This is a genomic window from Klebsiella sp. 2-CIP_Kleb. (assembly GCF_050378715.1).
Classification (GTDB): Bacteria; Pseudomonadota; Gammaproteobacteria; order Enterobacterales; family Enterobacteriaceae; genus Klebsiella; species Klebsiella quasipneumoniae.
The window spans coordinates 1,441,633-1,454,997 of the sequence record NZ_JBNRLG010000001.1; the positions used below are offsets into that span (position 1 = coordinate 1,441,633).

13 protein-coding genes are annotated in these 13,365 nt (G+C 57.7%); 3 read left to right on the forward strand and 10 right to left on the reverse strand.

Going from position 1 to position 13,365, the window contains the following annotated elements:
- Nucleotides 1–22: 22 nt before the first annotated feature.
- The 5 genes from ACQUTP_RS06990 to prmB are packed head-to-tail and all read right to left on the reverse strand — an operon-like array spanning nucleotide 23 to nucleotide 4,267.
- The gene (locus ACQUTP_RS06990) at nucleotides 23–571 is read right to left on the reverse strand and encodes an elongation factor P hydroxylase (protein ID WP_004201786.1); all 549 of its coding nucleotides are present in this window, start codon (nucleotides 569–571) and stop codon (nucleotides 23–25) included.
- Nucleotides 571–1,380, reverse strand: coding sequence for a sulfite exporter TauE/SafE family protein (locus ACQUTP_RS06995; RefSeq protein WP_004201787.1), 810 nt, complete (start codon nucleotides 1,378–1,380; stop codon nucleotides 571–573). The genes ACQUTP_RS06990 and ACQUTP_RS06995 overlap by 1 nt, the downstream gene beginning before the upstream one ends.
- Nucleotides 1,380–2,204, reverse strand: coding sequence for a penicillin-insensitive murein endopeptidase (gene mepA / locus ACQUTP_RS07000; protein ID WP_004201788.1), 825 nt, complete (start codon nucleotides 2,202–2,204; stop codon nucleotides 1,380–1,382). Before mepA ends, ACQUTP_RS06995 begins: the two co-directional genes overlap by 1 nt.
- Nucleotides 2,205–2,206: 2 nt before the next feature.
- A complete protein-coding gene (gene aroC, locus ACQUTP_RS07005) occupies nucleotides 2,207–3,292 on the reverse strand; it encodes a chorismate synthase (RefSeq protein ID WP_004201789.1) in 1,086 nt (361 codons plus the stop codon).
- A gap of 42 nt (nucleotides 3,293–3,334) precedes the next feature.
- The gene (gene prmB / locus ACQUTP_RS07010) at nucleotides 3,335–4,267 is read right to left on the reverse strand and encodes a 50S ribosomal protein L3 N(5)-glutamine methyltransferase (RefSeq protein ID WP_004201790.1); all 933 of its coding nucleotides are present in this window, start codon (nucleotides 4,265–4,267) and stop codon (nucleotides 3,335–3,337) included.
- Between the two features lie 167 nt (nucleotides 4,268–4,434).
- Here prmB and smrB point away from each other — a divergent pair, with 167 nt between their 5' ends.
- Entirely contained in the window at nucleotides 4,435–4,986 is a 552-nt protein-coding gene (gene smrB, locus ACQUTP_RS07015) for an endonuclease SmrB (protein ID WP_004201792.1), read from the forward strand.
- A gap of 19 nt (nucleotides 4,987–5,005) precedes the next feature.
- Here the strand turns inward: smrB and sixA are convergent, their stop codons facing one another.
- The 4 genes from sixA to ACQUTP_RS07035 all read right to left on the reverse strand — a co-directional run bounded on the left by sixA (nucleotide 5,006) and on the right by ACQUTP_RS07035 (nucleotide 9,598).
- The gene (gene sixA / locus ACQUTP_RS07020) at nucleotides 5,006–5,491 is read right to left on the reverse strand and encodes a phosphohistidine phosphatase SixA (RefSeq protein ID WP_004201794.1); all 486 of its coding nucleotides are present in this window, start codon (nucleotides 5,489–5,491) and stop codon (nucleotides 5,006–5,008) included.
- 209 nt (nucleotides 5,492–5,700) lie between these two features.
- A complete protein-coding gene (gene fadJ / locus ACQUTP_RS07025; RefSeq protein ID WP_069135488.1) occupies nucleotides 5,701–7,845 on the reverse strand; it encodes a fatty acid oxidation complex subunit alpha FadJ in 2,145 nt (714 codons plus the stop codon).
- Entirely contained in the window at nucleotides 7,845–9,155 is a 1,311-nt protein-coding gene (fadI, locus tag ACQUTP_RS07030) for an acetyl-CoA C-acyltransferase FadI (protein WP_057216383.1), read from the reverse strand. Before fadI ends, fadJ begins: the two co-directional genes overlap by 1 nt.
- A 158-nt stretch (nucleotides 9,156–9,313) precedes the next feature.
- Entirely contained in the window at nucleotides 9,314–9,598 is a 285-nt protein-coding gene (locus ACQUTP_RS07035) for a YfcZ/YiiS family protein (RefSeq protein ID WP_004201797.1), read from the reverse strand.
- Between the two features lie 373 nt (nucleotides 9,599–9,971).
- On the opposite strand from ACQUTP_RS07035, the gene fadL reads away from it, so the two are divergent.
- The gene (gene fadL / locus ACQUTP_RS07040; protein ID WP_004201798.1) at nucleotides 9,972–11,294 is read left to right on the forward strand and encodes a long-chain fatty acid transporter FadL; all 1,323 of its coding nucleotides are present in this window, start codon (nucleotides 9,972–9,974) and stop codon (nucleotides 11,292–11,294) included.
- 59 nt (nucleotides 11,295–11,353) lie between these two features.
- On the opposite strand, the gene mlaA is transcribed toward fadL, so the two are convergent.
- On the reverse strand, nucleotides 11,354–12,115 hold the full coding sequence (gene mlaA / locus ACQUTP_RS07045; protein WP_004201799.1) for a phospholipid-binding lipoprotein MlaA: 762 nt from the start codon (nucleotides 12,113–12,115) through the stop codon (nucleotides 11,354–11,356).
- A 289-nt stretch (nucleotides 12,116–12,404) separates the two neighbouring features.
- Here mlaA and ACQUTP_RS07050 point away from each other — a divergent pair, with 289 nt between their 5' ends.
- On the forward strand, nucleotides 12,405–13,334 hold the full coding sequence (locus ACQUTP_RS07050; RefSeq protein WP_017899501.1) for a formate/nitrite transporter family protein: 930 nt from the start codon (nucleotides 12,405–12,407) through the stop codon (nucleotides 13,332–13,334).
- Nucleotides 13,335–13,365 lie beyond the last annotated feature (31 nt).

Below are 13,365 nucleotides of genomic sequence, written 5' to 3' on the forward strand. Positions count from 1 at the left end.
TCTTGTCATGTAATGTGTGGCCTTAGTGCAGGTCTTCCGGCCACGGAAAGTGTTCTGCCGTCAATGGCGGCGTTTGATAATAGTGTTGTAGTGCGCGAATAAGACGCGCCGGACGTTCGGGGATCCCTTGTTCAAGCAGAGTCATCACCTGGGCATGTACCCGGCGCTGAAAGGCGATGCGATCGGGTTCGACGTCACCTTCCAGATTGTCACAGCTGACGTTAAACGGAAATCCCGCCGCCACGCAGAACAGCCACTCCAGGGCCTGCGGTTTCACCTCGACGTCCTCAAACTGGCTTTGGGTCATTGCATCGCGACCGTCCGGGCAGTACCAGTAGCCAAAATCCACCTGTTCGCGGCGAGCCTTGCCGGCGATACACCAGTGGGAGATCTCGTGCAGAGCGCTGGCAAAAAAACCGTGCGCGAAGACGATACGGTGATATGGCGTGCCATCGTCTGCCGGAAGGTAGATCGGCTCATCGTCGCCTTTCACCAGGCGAGTATTAAAATCTGCGGCAAAGCAGCTATCGAAGAGATCGATCAGCTGCTGATAATGGTGTTGCTGTTGCATTAATGAATTCCCAACCACTGCAAAATCTCAGCCCCGTGGCTGTCGTAGAGAAGCTTCGCGCTCATCACCGCCGAGACGATAACGATCATCGGTCGGATCAGCGATTGCCCTTTACTCAGCACCAGCCGGGAGCCGGCGCGGGCGCCAATAAATTGTCCGGCCATCATCACAAAGCCGGTAGCCCAGATAACCTTCCCGCCGATAATAAACAGCAGCAGGCCGCCGACGTTCGAGGTGGCGTTGAGCAGTTTGGCGTGGGCCGTCGACTTCGCCAGGTTAAACCCGGCGAGGGTGACAAACGCCAGCGCATAAAACGAACCGGCGCCGGGGCCGAAAAAACCGTCGTAAAACCCGACGCTGCCGCCGGCGACCAGCGCAAACGGAAGACCGTAGAGCCGACGCTGCCGGTCCGCTTCGCCCAGTTTCGGCATCAGCAGAAAATAGAGACCGATGCCGATCACGAGCAACGGCAGGATCTGCTTAAGAATATCGGACTGCACGTGCTGGACCAGCAGCGCGCCGGCGGTTGAACCGATAAAGGTCATCAGAATATTCAGCTTCTGATCGGCGAGATTGACCACCTTGCGCCGGACAAAGTAGAGGGTCGCCGACAGCGATCCGCCGCAGGCCTGCAGCTTATTGGTCGCCAGCGCCTGGGCCGGCGGCATGCCTGCCGCCATAAGCGCCGGCACGGTCAGTAAGCCCCCGCCCCCGGCCAGTGAATCAATAAAACCGGCCAGGATGGCGACAAAAAAAAGCACCACCAGCACCAGCGGCGATACGGAAAACAACTCGATAAAACTATCCATTACAGCACATGCTCATCCAGTAGCGCCTGGCAGGAAGGCGGCAACGGCGGCGGCGTCTTCTTCACAGGTGGGGTAGACCCGGGTTTAGGTGGCTCGAACCAGCTCTGCAGCTCCGCTCCGCAGCCATCGCCGGCCGGCGGTGGCGCCTGATCTTCGCACTCCAGGCTGCCTGCCGGGCAGCGCAGACGGACGTGCATATGGGCGCGATGCTGGAACCAGGGACGAACTTTGCGCAGCCACTGGCGGTCGCTTCCCGCGTCCAGGCACAGCTGCTGTTTAATCGCCGGGTTGACGAAGATGCGGGTCACTTCGCTATCTTCCGCCGCCAGCTTGATCAGCTGGCTGATTTGCGGACTCCACAGCGACGGTACCACGCGTTTGCCATCGCTGGCGACCAGATCCAGGGCCTGCGGCTTCAGCAGCTGGGACGATGTCCAGCGCGTCTGCGGCAGCTGGAGGAAGATATCGACATCGAGGCCCGTCTGATGGCTGGCGTGGCCGCCGTTAAAACGGCCGCCTGCCGGCATCCCCATGTCGCCAATCAGCACGGTCCCCATGCCTTTATTGTGCACCTGATTGCTCAGGCGCTGAATAAACTGAATCAGATCCGGATGACCGAAGTAGCGCCGCTGATCGGTACGCATCACCTGATAGCCGACAGCGTTCAGCGGCAGCGCCTCGGCGCCAACGATACAGCCATTGGAGAACGCGCCAATCGACTGCGCGCTGCCGCCGATTGGCTGGGATATCTTCTGCCATGGCGTGGCGGCCAGGCTGCCGGCGCTGGCCAGCAGCGCCAACAGGGCGATAACGGTGTTTTTCATGGTTACCAGCGTGGAATTGTCGTCGTCACGTCGCCATTCTGCGCGCGCTGACGCATAAAATGATCCATTAAAACGATCGCCAGCATGGCCTCAGCGATCGGTACGGCGCGAATGCCGACGCACGGATCGTGACGCCCTTTGGTGATCATCTCCACCTCTTCGCCAAAGCGGTTAATGGTATGACCGGGAACGGTAATACTGGAGGTCGGCTTCAGCGCGATGTTGGCAACGATCTGCTGACCGCTGCTGATGCCGCCAAGAATGCCGCCGGCGTGGTTGCTCTGGAATCCGGCTTTGGTGATCTCATCGCGGTTTTCGCTGCCGCGCAGCTTCACCACCTCGAAGCCGTCGCCAATCTCCACGCCTTTCACGGCGTTGATGCTCATCAGCGCATGGGCGATATCGGCGTCAAGGCGGTCAAAGACCGGCTCGCCAAGGCCCGGCGGTACGCCGTCGGCGACGACGGTAACTTTGGCGCCAATGGAGTCGCCCTCTTTTTTCAGACCGCGCATCAGTTCATCGAGAGCGTCGATTTTCTCCGGATCCGGGCAGAAGAAGGGATTCTGTTCAACCTCTTCCCAGTCCTTAATGGCCAGCGGAATGTCGCCCATCTGCGTCAGGCAACCGCGAATGACGATGCCGAACTTCGCGGCGAGGAATTTTTTGGCAATCGCCCCGGCCGCCACGCGCATCGCGGTTTCGCGGGCGGAGGAGCGACCGCCGCCACGATAGTCGCGTAGACCATACTTTTGTTCGTAGGTGTAATCCGCATGGCCAGGACGGAACAGATCTTTGATCGCGCCGTAATCCTGCGAACGCTGATCGGTGTTCTCAATCAGCAGCCCGATACTGGTCCCGGTGGTGACGCCTTCGAAGACGCCGGAGAGGATTTTGACCTGATCCGGCTCGCGACGCTGCGTGGTGTAACGCGAGGTGCCCGGGCGACGACGATCGAGGTCGTGCTGCAGATCGGCTTCGGTCAGCGGAATGCCCGGCGGCACACCATCAACGATGCAGCCAAGCGCCAGGCCGTGCGACTCGCCGAAGGTGGTGACGCGAAAGAGTTGTCCAATTGTATTTCCTGCCATCACGGCTCCATTATTTGTCGTTATGTTGGCGTGTTGTTTTTTTTAGTCTTTATAAATACCGAAGTGCGCGCGAGCGTCAATCAGCTGCTGTTTGGTCAGCATAAAGACGCCGTCGCCGCCGTTATCAAACTCAAGCCAGGTAAACGGCACGTCCGGATACTGCTCCATCAGATGTACCATGCTGTTACCGACTTCACAAATCAGAATGCCGTCGTCGCTGAGATAATCCGGCGCATTGCCGAGGATGCGGCGCGTCAGCTTCAGGCCATCGCTTCCGGAGGCCAGACCCAGAACCGGCTCATGCTCATACTCTTCCGGCAGGTCGGCCATGTCCTCTTCATCGACATACGGCGGATTAGTGACGATCAGATCGTACTGTAGCTTCGGCAGATCGCGAAACAGGTCGGAACGGATCGGGGTCACGTGATGGATCAGGCCATGGGATTCCACGTTGTGCTCGGCGACGGCCAGCGCGTCCGGGGAGATATCCACGGCGTCGACTTCGGCTTCCGGGAAGGCATAGGCGCAGGCGATGGCGATGCAGCCGCTGCCGGTGCACATATCAAGGATATGCTGCGGCTTATGGTTAATTAGACCGGCAAACTGGTTATTGATCAGTTCGCCGATCGGGGAGCGCGGCACCAGCACCCGCTCATCAACGAAAAACTCATGGCCGCAGAACCACGCTTTGTTGGTCAGATAGGCGACGGGAATACGCTCGTTCACGCGGCGAATCACCCGCTCTACAATGCGGTGTTTCTCGCTGGAGGTCAGGCGCGCAGTGCGCATATCTTCCGGGATATCCAGCGGCAGATACAGTGAAGGCAGCACCAGCTGTACCGCCTCGTCCCACGGGTTGTCAGTCCCGTGACCGTACCAGATATTAGCAGCGCTGAAACGGCTTACCGCCCAGCGCAGCATGTCCTGAATGGTATGCAGCTCATTGACTGCCTCATCAACAAAAATTTTATCCACGACATCCTCCAGGGCACACTCTGCTATAAATTCGGCGGCTAGTGTGCCATGAAGACGGCGATAAATCAGCATTCTTGCGTAGGGTGGCGGGGGAAAAAACAGGTTTTCCTTGCCCGAAGGGATATTGAGTCGGGTAAACTAGCGCAAAGTATTAATGAGAGCGGACAATGAAAAAGAAGACATCGCTTAGCGAGGAGGATCAGGCGCTGTTCCGTCAGCTGATGACCGGCACGCGGAAGATCAAACAGGACACCATCGTGCACCGCCCGCAGCGCAAGAAAATCACCGAGGTTGCCCCTAAGCGTCTGTTGCAGGAACAGGCCGACAACAGCCACTATTTTTCCGATGAGTTTCAGCCGCTACTGAATACCGAAGGCTCGACGAAATATGTCCGCGCCGACGTCAGCCATTTTGAGCTGAAAAAGCTGCGCCGTGGGGATTATTCGCCGGAACTGTTTCTCGATTTGCATGGGCTCACCCAGCAGCAGGCCAAACAGGAACTGGGCGCGCTGATTGCCGCCTGCCGCCGCGAGCATGTGTTTTGCGCCTGCGTGATGCACGGGCACGGCAAGCACATTCTCAAACAGCAAACCCCGCTGTGGCTGGCGCAGCATCCACACATTATGGCTTTTCATCAGGCGCCAAAAGAGTACGGCGGTGACGCCGCACTGCTGATTCTGATTGAGGTCGAGGAGTGGCAACCACCGGAGCTGCCTTGACGGCGAGCTCCGGGGGCCATCAGATGGCGTTGGCCATTTTGAGGTTGCAGGGGCTTTTCTGCCAGAGGTATTCACCCTTGCCGTCGGCGTCCAGATTGACGCAGGCGATAGCCGAGGTGGTGAACATCGGGGGCGTTTCCCCCGGGCACAGCTCTGAGACGAGGTACCCCACCAGCGGCAGGTGGGAGACGACCAGCGCCGTCGCCACGCCTTCATTTGCCAGCGCCTGCAGATAGGCGCTCACCATACCTACATCGCCGCACGGCGTGAGTTCCGGCATCACGTCGACATGTTTCGGCAGGTTCATGCACTCCCCAACAATATCCAGCGTCTGTTCCGCACGCAGATAGGGACTGACAAGAACGCGCTCAATATCCACTTTTTGACCTTTCAGCCAGGTTGCCATCTGACGAGACTCATCACAACCGCATACGGTTAATGGACGAACCGAGTCGCTGGCTGCATCGAGGGCAGCGTCGCCGTGACGCATAATAAAAACTTGCATATTGCACCGCTTTTGTTAACCAGAAGCACCGAAGTTTAGCCTGCGAAGACAATACGCAGGCAACCCGGTGGCCGGGCATTGTGCCTGATCCATTCAACGAATGAAACGCTGTTTTTTACCTCAATGGCGTAAGTATAGTCAATGATTGTTTACAAAACAGCCAATCAACAGCGTCATCCGCAGCCGGATTTACCTTCTTTGACCACAACTTAGGTCAGCCGTTCATCCGCTGGCCAAAAGGTGGTCCCCTGTTCGGCCATGCGTAACAAAGTGTCACAGGGTGTAAAACGTGGGCCGTACTGGGCGGCCAGGCGCTGCAGGATCGCGGCAACTTCACCCGCGCCGATAGTATCCATATACCGGAACGGGCCGCCAAGAAATGGCGGAAACCCTATACCAAATACGGCGCCGATATCACCATCGCGCGCGCTACGGATGATCTGCTCATCAAAGCAGCGCGCCGCCTCGTTAAGCATCAGCATCACACAGCGCTCGGCCACCTGCTGCGCGGACAACCGCGACTGCGGGCGGTCGATGCCCAGCAGCGGATAGACTGCCGGGTCGGGCCGTTTTTTGCTTTTACGCCCTTTTATCTCATAAAGATAGAAACCACGATTATTTTTTCTACCTTTGCGATCGTCCTTCAAAATCGCGTCAATGATGTTTGCAGGCGGGCTAAAACGTTCTCCAAAGGCATTCTCCAGTACGGGAATAATTTTGGTGCCGGTATCGATACCCACCTCATCCAGCAGTTGAACCGGTCCCACCGGAAAACCGAATTTCACCAGGGCCTTATCAATCACCTCAACCGGTTCTCCCTCCACCAGCAGACGCATCGCTTCATTTATATACGGCGCGAGAATGCGGTTCACATAGAAGCCCGCTTTGTCCGCCACGACGATCGGCGTTTTCCCCTGACGTTTAGCCAGTTGCACCACCGTGGCAATGGTCTGCGGATCGGTTCCCTTATGCGGGATCACCTCAACCAGCGGCATTTTCTCCACCGGACTGAAAAAGTGCAGGCCGACCACCCGCTCAGGGTGGCTGGCATGGGCGGCTATATCGCCTATTGGTAACGACGACGTATTCGAGGCAAAGATAGTCTGCGGCCCGCCGTTTTGCTCCACTTCACTGACCATCCGCTGTTTCAGCGCCAGGTCTTCGAATACCGCCTCAATCACCACGTCGCGATGGGCAAAGCCCTGATAGTCGGTAGTGCCTGTGATCAGCGCCAGCTGACGATCGCGCTTGCTGGGGCGCAGTCGGCGCTGGCGAACCTGTTTGTTCAGCAGATCCCAGCTGTACTTTAAGGCGTGGTTGATCCCGCTCGGCTGAATATCTTTAATTCGCACCGGCAGTCCGCCTTTACAGGCGGTCACATAGGCGATCCCCCCGCCCATCAGGCCGCCGCCCAGGACTGCAACGCTTCTCAGCGGAGCGGGTTCCGCCTCGGCGCCACGGTCTTTTTTCAGATCGGTACTGGCAAAGAAGATCGATCGCAGCGCCTGCGACTGCGGGGTCATCGCCAGTTCGCCAAACGCGCGGGCCTCTTCGGCGTAACCGCTGCTGCAGCCGTGGGCCAGACCATTCTCGACGACCTGCAAAATTCGCTTCACCGCCGGGTAGTTGCCCTGGGTCTTGCGCTGCGTTTGCTTGCCGACGTACTGAAATAACAGATGGCGACCGAGGGGGCCCGCCAGCACGCGTTCGCGAACCGGCACCTCGCGGCTGGTCGGACGTCCCTTCAGCGCCAGCTCCACCGCCGCCTGCAGTAAAATTGTCTGCGGCACCACCTCGTCCACCAGACCGGCCTTCAGCGCCTGGCGCGGCCGTAATTGCCTGCCGGTGAGCATCATATCCAGCGCCGTGCTGACGCCGATTAGCCGCGGTAAACGCTGCGTCCCACCGGAACCCGGCAGCAGACCAAGCTGTACCTCCGGCAACCCGAGTCGGGTTTTTTCGTCATCGCTACAGATGCGGCCATGGCAGGCCAGCGCCAGCTCCAGTCCGCCGCCCAGACAGGCGCCATGGATGGCGGCAATGACCGGAATCGACAAGCCATGGATTTCGGCCATAATCTGCTGCCCCTGGCGCGCCAGCGCTTCCGCCTCCTGCGCGCTGCGGCAGCGGGCAATCATGTTGATGTCTGCGCCGGCGATAAAGTTATCGGCTTTGGCGGAGATAAATACCACGCCGCGCACCGACTTATCGTCGCGTATCTGGCGTATCAGTCCCCGCACCTGATTGCCGAACTCGGCCTTCAGGGTATTCATTTTTTCACCCGGAGCATCAATGGTGATCACCGCGATTTTGTCCGCACGGACCTCAAGCTTAAAAGCGGAAACAGTATCCATTATTCAGCCTCCACAATCATCGCCGCGCCCAGACCGCCTGCCGCGCAGGCCGTCACCAGACCAAATCCCCCTCCCCGTCGCCGCAGCTCATGCAGCGTCTGGGTGATCATCCGCGCGCCGGTGGCGGCAAAGGGGTGACCGTAGGCGATAGAGCCGCCGAGGACGTTAAATTTACTCTCATCCACCTCACCGGTGGCCTGCGCGCGGCCCAGCACCTCGCGGGAAAAGCGGTCGCTTGCCAGACACTGGAGATTGGCCAGCGTCTGCGCGGCGAAAGCTTCGTGCATATCGATAAGCGTGAGATCAGCCAGCGTCAGGCCAGCGCGCTCCAGCGCCAGCGGCGTGGACCATGCGGGCCCCAGCAGCATATCCTGCCAGACATCGATGGCGGTAAAGGCATAGCTGCGCAGATAACCCAACGGCGTCAGACCCAGCTCTTTGGCCCGCGACTCGGTCATCAGGATCACCGCCGCCGCGCCATCCGTCAGCGGCGTGCTGTTGGCGGCGGTAACGGTGCCATGTTTACGGTCGAAGGCCGGACGTAACTTTTGGTAATCCGCGAGGGTTGAATTTTTACGGATATTGTTATCCTGCTCCAGCGGTTCGCGGAAGGGAGAAGCATAGGCGGTCATCACCTCTGCGGACAGTTTGCCCTCCTCCCAGGCTTTCGCTGCCAGCTGGTGTGAACGATGTGCCAGCGCATCCTGTTGTTCCCGGGTGATCCCCCAACTTTTCGCCATCTGCTCGGCGGTATCGCCCATCCGTAAGCCGGTTGAATATTCAGCAACCGCCGGGGGAACCGGCAGCAGGTCGCGCGGCCGCAGGCGGGAAAACAGCTTCAGTTTCTGGCTCAGCGTGCGGGCTTTGTTCGCATCTACCAGCGTGCGGGCCAGCGTTTTGCTGACGCCGATAGGCAACACAGAGGAGGAGTCGGCACCGCCGGCGATACCGGCGCGGATGGTGCCGGCCATCAGGCTTTCAGCGACATTCGCCACGGCCTGGAAGCTGGTGGCGCAGGCGCGACTGACGCTGTAAGCGTCGGTGTGCACGCTCATTCCGGTACCGAGCACAATTTCCCGGGCGATATTCGGCGCCTCCGGCATCTGCACGACCTGACCAAAGACCAGTTGCTCAATGGCTTGCGCAGGAATGTCGCTGCGCGCCAGCATTTCGCCAACCACCATTTTTCCTAAATCAACGGCGGGAATGCCATGAAATGCCGTCGCCTGACGCGCAAACGGCGTGCGTAACCCTGTGACAATGGCAATGCGATCGCCCTGCCGGGTGATAAGCGGTAATGCCTGACTCATAACTCTCCCCTGTTAACCAAGACAAACAAGTGGTCTGACCTGATAGCATTGTTAACTAATTTTTTACATTAAGCCAATCGGGGAAGCGAAAAATTGCGAGCCAAAACACATTGAACGGAAAAGATAACGCCCCTTTCACGGGGCGTTAAGCGGAGGGATTAACGCAGACCCAACTGGAAGATCAGGGATTCGGCCTCACAGCTAAACACAAAATCGATATCCAGCTGTACGCCGCCGTCAACGTCGGCGAAGACGGGATTAATCTTGCACGGTTCAGATTCCACACTGCGGGCTTTTTCGCTCAGCGCGGCGAGCATTTGCTCTGCTTCCGCACGGTTGGCGAATACGCGGCTGTATGAGGCGGTGCAGTCGGTGTTGTCGACAATGGTCCCAACATCCATACAGCAGCAAACCGGGGTTTCATCAGCGCTACATTTACTCATCGTAGATTTCCTCTGGATATGCACCTGCGGTGCCAGACAATTTATGTGCCTATTTTACGCCCGCTCCCTGGTCTGCCTCCAGCCGATAATCGCCATCGCGGCGTTAAGTGACAGAAATCACACTTAAAAATGATCTAAAACAAAAATCACCTTTTCTCTCTCTCCTTCCCCCCGACAATTTTGCCAGCTGGATCGCGTTTCTGTTATCACAATTGAAAAACTTCATAAACAAACTTGCAACAACTCATCTGGTCAGACCTATACTCAGCGCACTGGTCTGATTTCTCTGTTGTACCGCAGACCCTACACTTCCGCGCTTCTGTTACGGCATGTAACATAGTTTAAAAAAAAATAACTCAATGAGGTTATGGGCATGAGCCAGAAAACCCGCTTTACCCAATCTGCCCTTGCAGTGGCTGTCGCACTTGTTTCCACCCAGGCCTGGTCAGCAGGCTTCCAGCTCAACGAATTCTCTTCATCAGGGCTGGGTCGGGCCTATTCCGGTGAAGGGGCTATCGCAGACGATGCAGGCAATGCCAGTCGTAACCCGGCATTAATTATGATGTTTGACCGTCCGACCATGTCGGCGGGCGCCGTTTTTGTCGATCCGGGCGTCAATGTCTCCGGGACTTCACCCACCGGCAAAAGCCTGAATGCAGACAATATCGCCCCGACGGCGTGGGTACCTAACTTCCACTTTGTCGCGCCGATTAACGATCAGTTTGGTTGGGGGGCGTCCATCACCTCCAACTACGGCCTGGCAACCGAATACAACGATGACTATGCCGCCGGCAGCATGGGCGGGAAAACCGACCTGACCACCGCGAACTTTAACCTGAGCGGCGCCTACCGTCTCGACAGCAACTGGAGCTTCGGCTTAGGCTTTGACGCGGTCTACGCTAAGGCGAAGATCGAGCGCTATGCTGGCGATCTGGGGCAGATTGTCGCTGGCTCGGGCGCGCTGCCGCCGGCGCTGGCGGGCCAGGTAGCGAAGATCCCGGCCGACACGCAGATCGCCCATCTTAACGGCAACGCCTGGGGCTTTGGCTGGAACGCCGGTATCCTCTACGAGCTGGATAAAAATAACCGCTACGGTTTAACCTACCGTTCCGAGGTCAAGATCGACTTCGACGGTAACTACCGCAGCAGCCTGCCGGCAGCCTATAACCAGATCCTCGGCAACTTCGGTCTGCCAGCAGGTACTAATGGCCAAACCACCGACGGTTCACTGACCCTTAACCTGCCGGAAATGTGGGAGCTGTCGGGTTATAACCGCGTAGCGCCGCAGTGGGCGGTCCACTACAGTCTGACCTACACCAGCTGGAGTCAGTTCCAGGAGCTGAAAGCCACCGGCAGCAACGGCCAGACGCTGTTCTATAAAGAGGAAGGCTTTAAGGACGCCTACCGACTTGCGTTGGGGACCACCTATTATTATGACGATAACTGGACCTTCCGCACCGGTATCGCCTTCGATGACAGCCCGGTACCAGCCAACAATCGCTCCATTTCCATTCCGGATCAGGATCGCCTGTGGCTGAGCGCGGGTACCACCTACGCGTTCAACAAGGATGCGTCGGTTGACGTCGGGATTTCCTATATGCACGGGCAGCATGTTGAAATCAAGGAAGGCCCGTATACCTTCCGCTCCGAAGGGACCGCCTGGCTGTACGGCGCCAACTTCAACTACCGCTTCTGATAAGCGGCACACAACAAAAAAGGGTGAACATCATGTTCACCCTTTTTTTTCTTTGCCGATTACTGTGAATCGATATCTTTCAGTTCATCCTGAATGGCCTGGGCGTTCGGATTGTCCGCCGGGGTCAGCTTACCGCCGTTGGCGATAAAGTCATGACGCTGGAAGTAAGCTTCACGCACCATAATGTAAGGATCGGAAGACTGGCGCAGCAGACCGTCGGAATCCAGCAGCTGAGCGCGTGTTTCAATGCCTTCCACCGCCCATTTGCCGATCGACATCGGCCAGGTCAGCCAGGAGAGCACCGGATAGAGGCCATCGGCCATATCGCCGCCTTCGTCGCGCAGGGTAAAGCTGCCGTAGAATGGCAGTTGCACATACGGACCATAGCCGACGCCATAGTGGCCAAGCGTGCTGCCGAAACGATGCGGTTCAACGCGCTGCAGCTGCGGATTAGCCATCCCGGCGACATCGATCAGCCCCCCCATCCCGAGGATGGTGTTCAGGAAGAAGCGGGTAAAGTGGACCATTCCTTTATAGGGGTCGCCCTGCAGGAAGGAGTTCACCATCACCGCCGGCTCTTCCAGGTTGCTGGTGAAGTTACTTAAGCCATTGCGCGCCGGCTGCGGAACATAGTCACGCCATGCCACCGCGACGGGACGAAGCACGTAAGGATCAACCACGTTAAAGTTGAAATTGAACATCGTGCGGTTAAACCCTTCTAACGGGTCTGAGCGCCCCTGCGGCTGATCGCCAGAGCTGGAACTGGCACATCCCACCAGCAATGTGGCGCCAAGCGCAAGCGCCGACAGGCGATAATTCATAGATGTCTCCCTGGTTTTTATGGCTATCGCGAGTTGCCATCCATGACGGAAAGACAACGTTTCCGCCCGTAAAGATGTGAGCGATTGTAACAGCACGTTGAACGATGTCTATATCACCCAAGTTGTTGATTTGATCATAGCCTGGGAATAACGAGATCGCGGGGCTCCTATTCTAGCGGAGCGATAAAAATCTGGCGTAACCATTTTTGCGATTTAAGAGTATCCCCAGCCAGTCGCCAGGGAAAGCCGCTACGCTTTAACTAGATAACTTGTCAGCGAGGGCCGTGAAATGGATGAACCAGACGATAACAAATTAAAGCCTGCGGATGACGAACGCGAGGTCGAAAGTGAAGAAAAACAGCGAGGTGAAGAGATAGAAGTTGACGAAGATCGCCTTCCCTCTCGGGCTATGGCGATCCATGAACATATTCGCCAGGAAGGGGAAAAAGAGATGGAGCGCGATGCGCTGGCCCTGCTGTGGTCGGCGATTGCAGCCGGTCTGTCGATGGGCGCCTCCCTGCTGGCGAAAGGGATTTTTCACGTCAAGCTGGAGGGGATCCCTGGCGGATTTTTACTCGAGAACCTCGGGTATACCTTCGGCTTTATTATCGTGATTATGGCCCGCCAGCAGCTGTTCACGGAAAACACGGTCACCGCCGTACTGCCGGTGATGCACAATCCCACCCCCGGAAACGTCGGTTTGCTGATGCGGCTATGGTCGGTGGTACTGGCGGGCAATCTCATCGGCACCGCGGTGGCCGCATGGGCCTTCAATTATATGCCTGTTGTTGATGAGCCGACCCGCCAGGCCTTCGTCAGCATCGCTGAAGATGTGATGAAAAACAGCCCGACGGAGATGTTCGCCAATGCGATTATTTCCGGCTGGCTGGTCGCCACCATGGTCTGGATGTTTCCCCTTGCCGGCGCCGCCAAGATCGTGGTGATCATTCTGATGACCTGGCTTATCGCCCTGGCGGATACCACCCATATCGTGGTGGGCTCGGTAGAGATCCTCTATCTGGTATTTAACGGAAGCCTTCCCTGGAGCGACTTCATCTGGCCGTTCGCCCTGCCGACGCTGGCGGGAAATATCTGCGGCGGAACCTTCATCTTCGCGCTGTTGAGCCATGCGCAGATCCGTAACGACATGAGCAACAAGCGAAAAGCAGAAGCCCGCGCGCAGGCCGCCGGAAAAGCCAAAAACGCCGACCGGGCATAAAAAAAGCGCTCAGAATGGCGAGGGTTTAAGC

What these genes read in the sequence shown, in the direction of transcription:
- ACQUTP_RS06990 (WP_004201786.1), bottom strand. Translation starts at nt 571, where the DNA reads ATGCAACAGCAACACCATTATCAGCAGCTGATCGATCTCTTCGATAGC.
- ACQUTP_RS06995 (WP_004201787.1), bottom strand. Translation starts at nt 1,380, where the DNA reads ATGGATAGTTTTATCGAGTTGTTTTCCGTATCGCCGCTGGTGCTGGTG.
- mepA (WP_004201788.1), bottom strand. Translation starts at nt 2,204, where the DNA reads ATGAAAAACACCGTTATCGCCCTGTTGGCGCTGCTGGCCAGCGCCGGC.
- aroC (WP_004201789.1), bottom strand. Translation starts at nt 3,292, where the DNA reads ATGGCAGGAAATACAATTGGACAACTCTTTCGCGTCACCACCTTCGGC.
- smrB (WP_004201792.1), top strand. Translation starts at nt 4,435, where the DNA reads ATGAAAAAGAAGACATCGCTTAGCGAGGAGGATCAGGCGCTGTTCCGT.
- sixA (WP_004201794.1), bottom strand. Translation starts at nt 5,491, where the DNA reads ATGCAAGTTTTTATTATGCGTCACGGCGACGCTGCCCTCGATGCAGCC.
- fadJ (WP_069135488.1), bottom strand. Translation starts at nt 7,845, where the DNA reads ATGGATACTGTTTCCGCTTTTAAGCTTGAGGTCCGTGCGGACAAAATC.
- fadI (WP_057216383.1), bottom strand. Translation starts at nt 9,155, where the DNA reads ATGAGTCAGGCATTACCGCTTATCACCCGGCAGGGCGATCGCATTGCC.
- ACQUTP_RS07035 (WP_004201797.1), bottom strand. Translation starts at nt 9,598, where the DNA reads ATGAGTAAATGTAGCGCTGATGAAACCCCGGTTTGCTGCTGTATGGAT.
- fadL (WP_004201798.1), top strand. Translation starts at nt 9,972, where the DNA reads ATGAGCCAGAAAACCCGCTTTACCCAATCTGCCCTTGCAGTGGCTGTC.
- mlaA (WP_004201799.1), bottom strand. Translation starts at nt 12,115, where the DNA reads ATGAATTATCGCCTGTCGGCGCTTGCGCTTGGCGCCACATTGCTGGTG.
- ACQUTP_RS07050 (WP_017899501.1), top strand. Translation starts at nt 12,405, where the DNA reads ATGGATGAACCAGACGATAACAAATTAAAGCCTGCGGATGACGAACGC.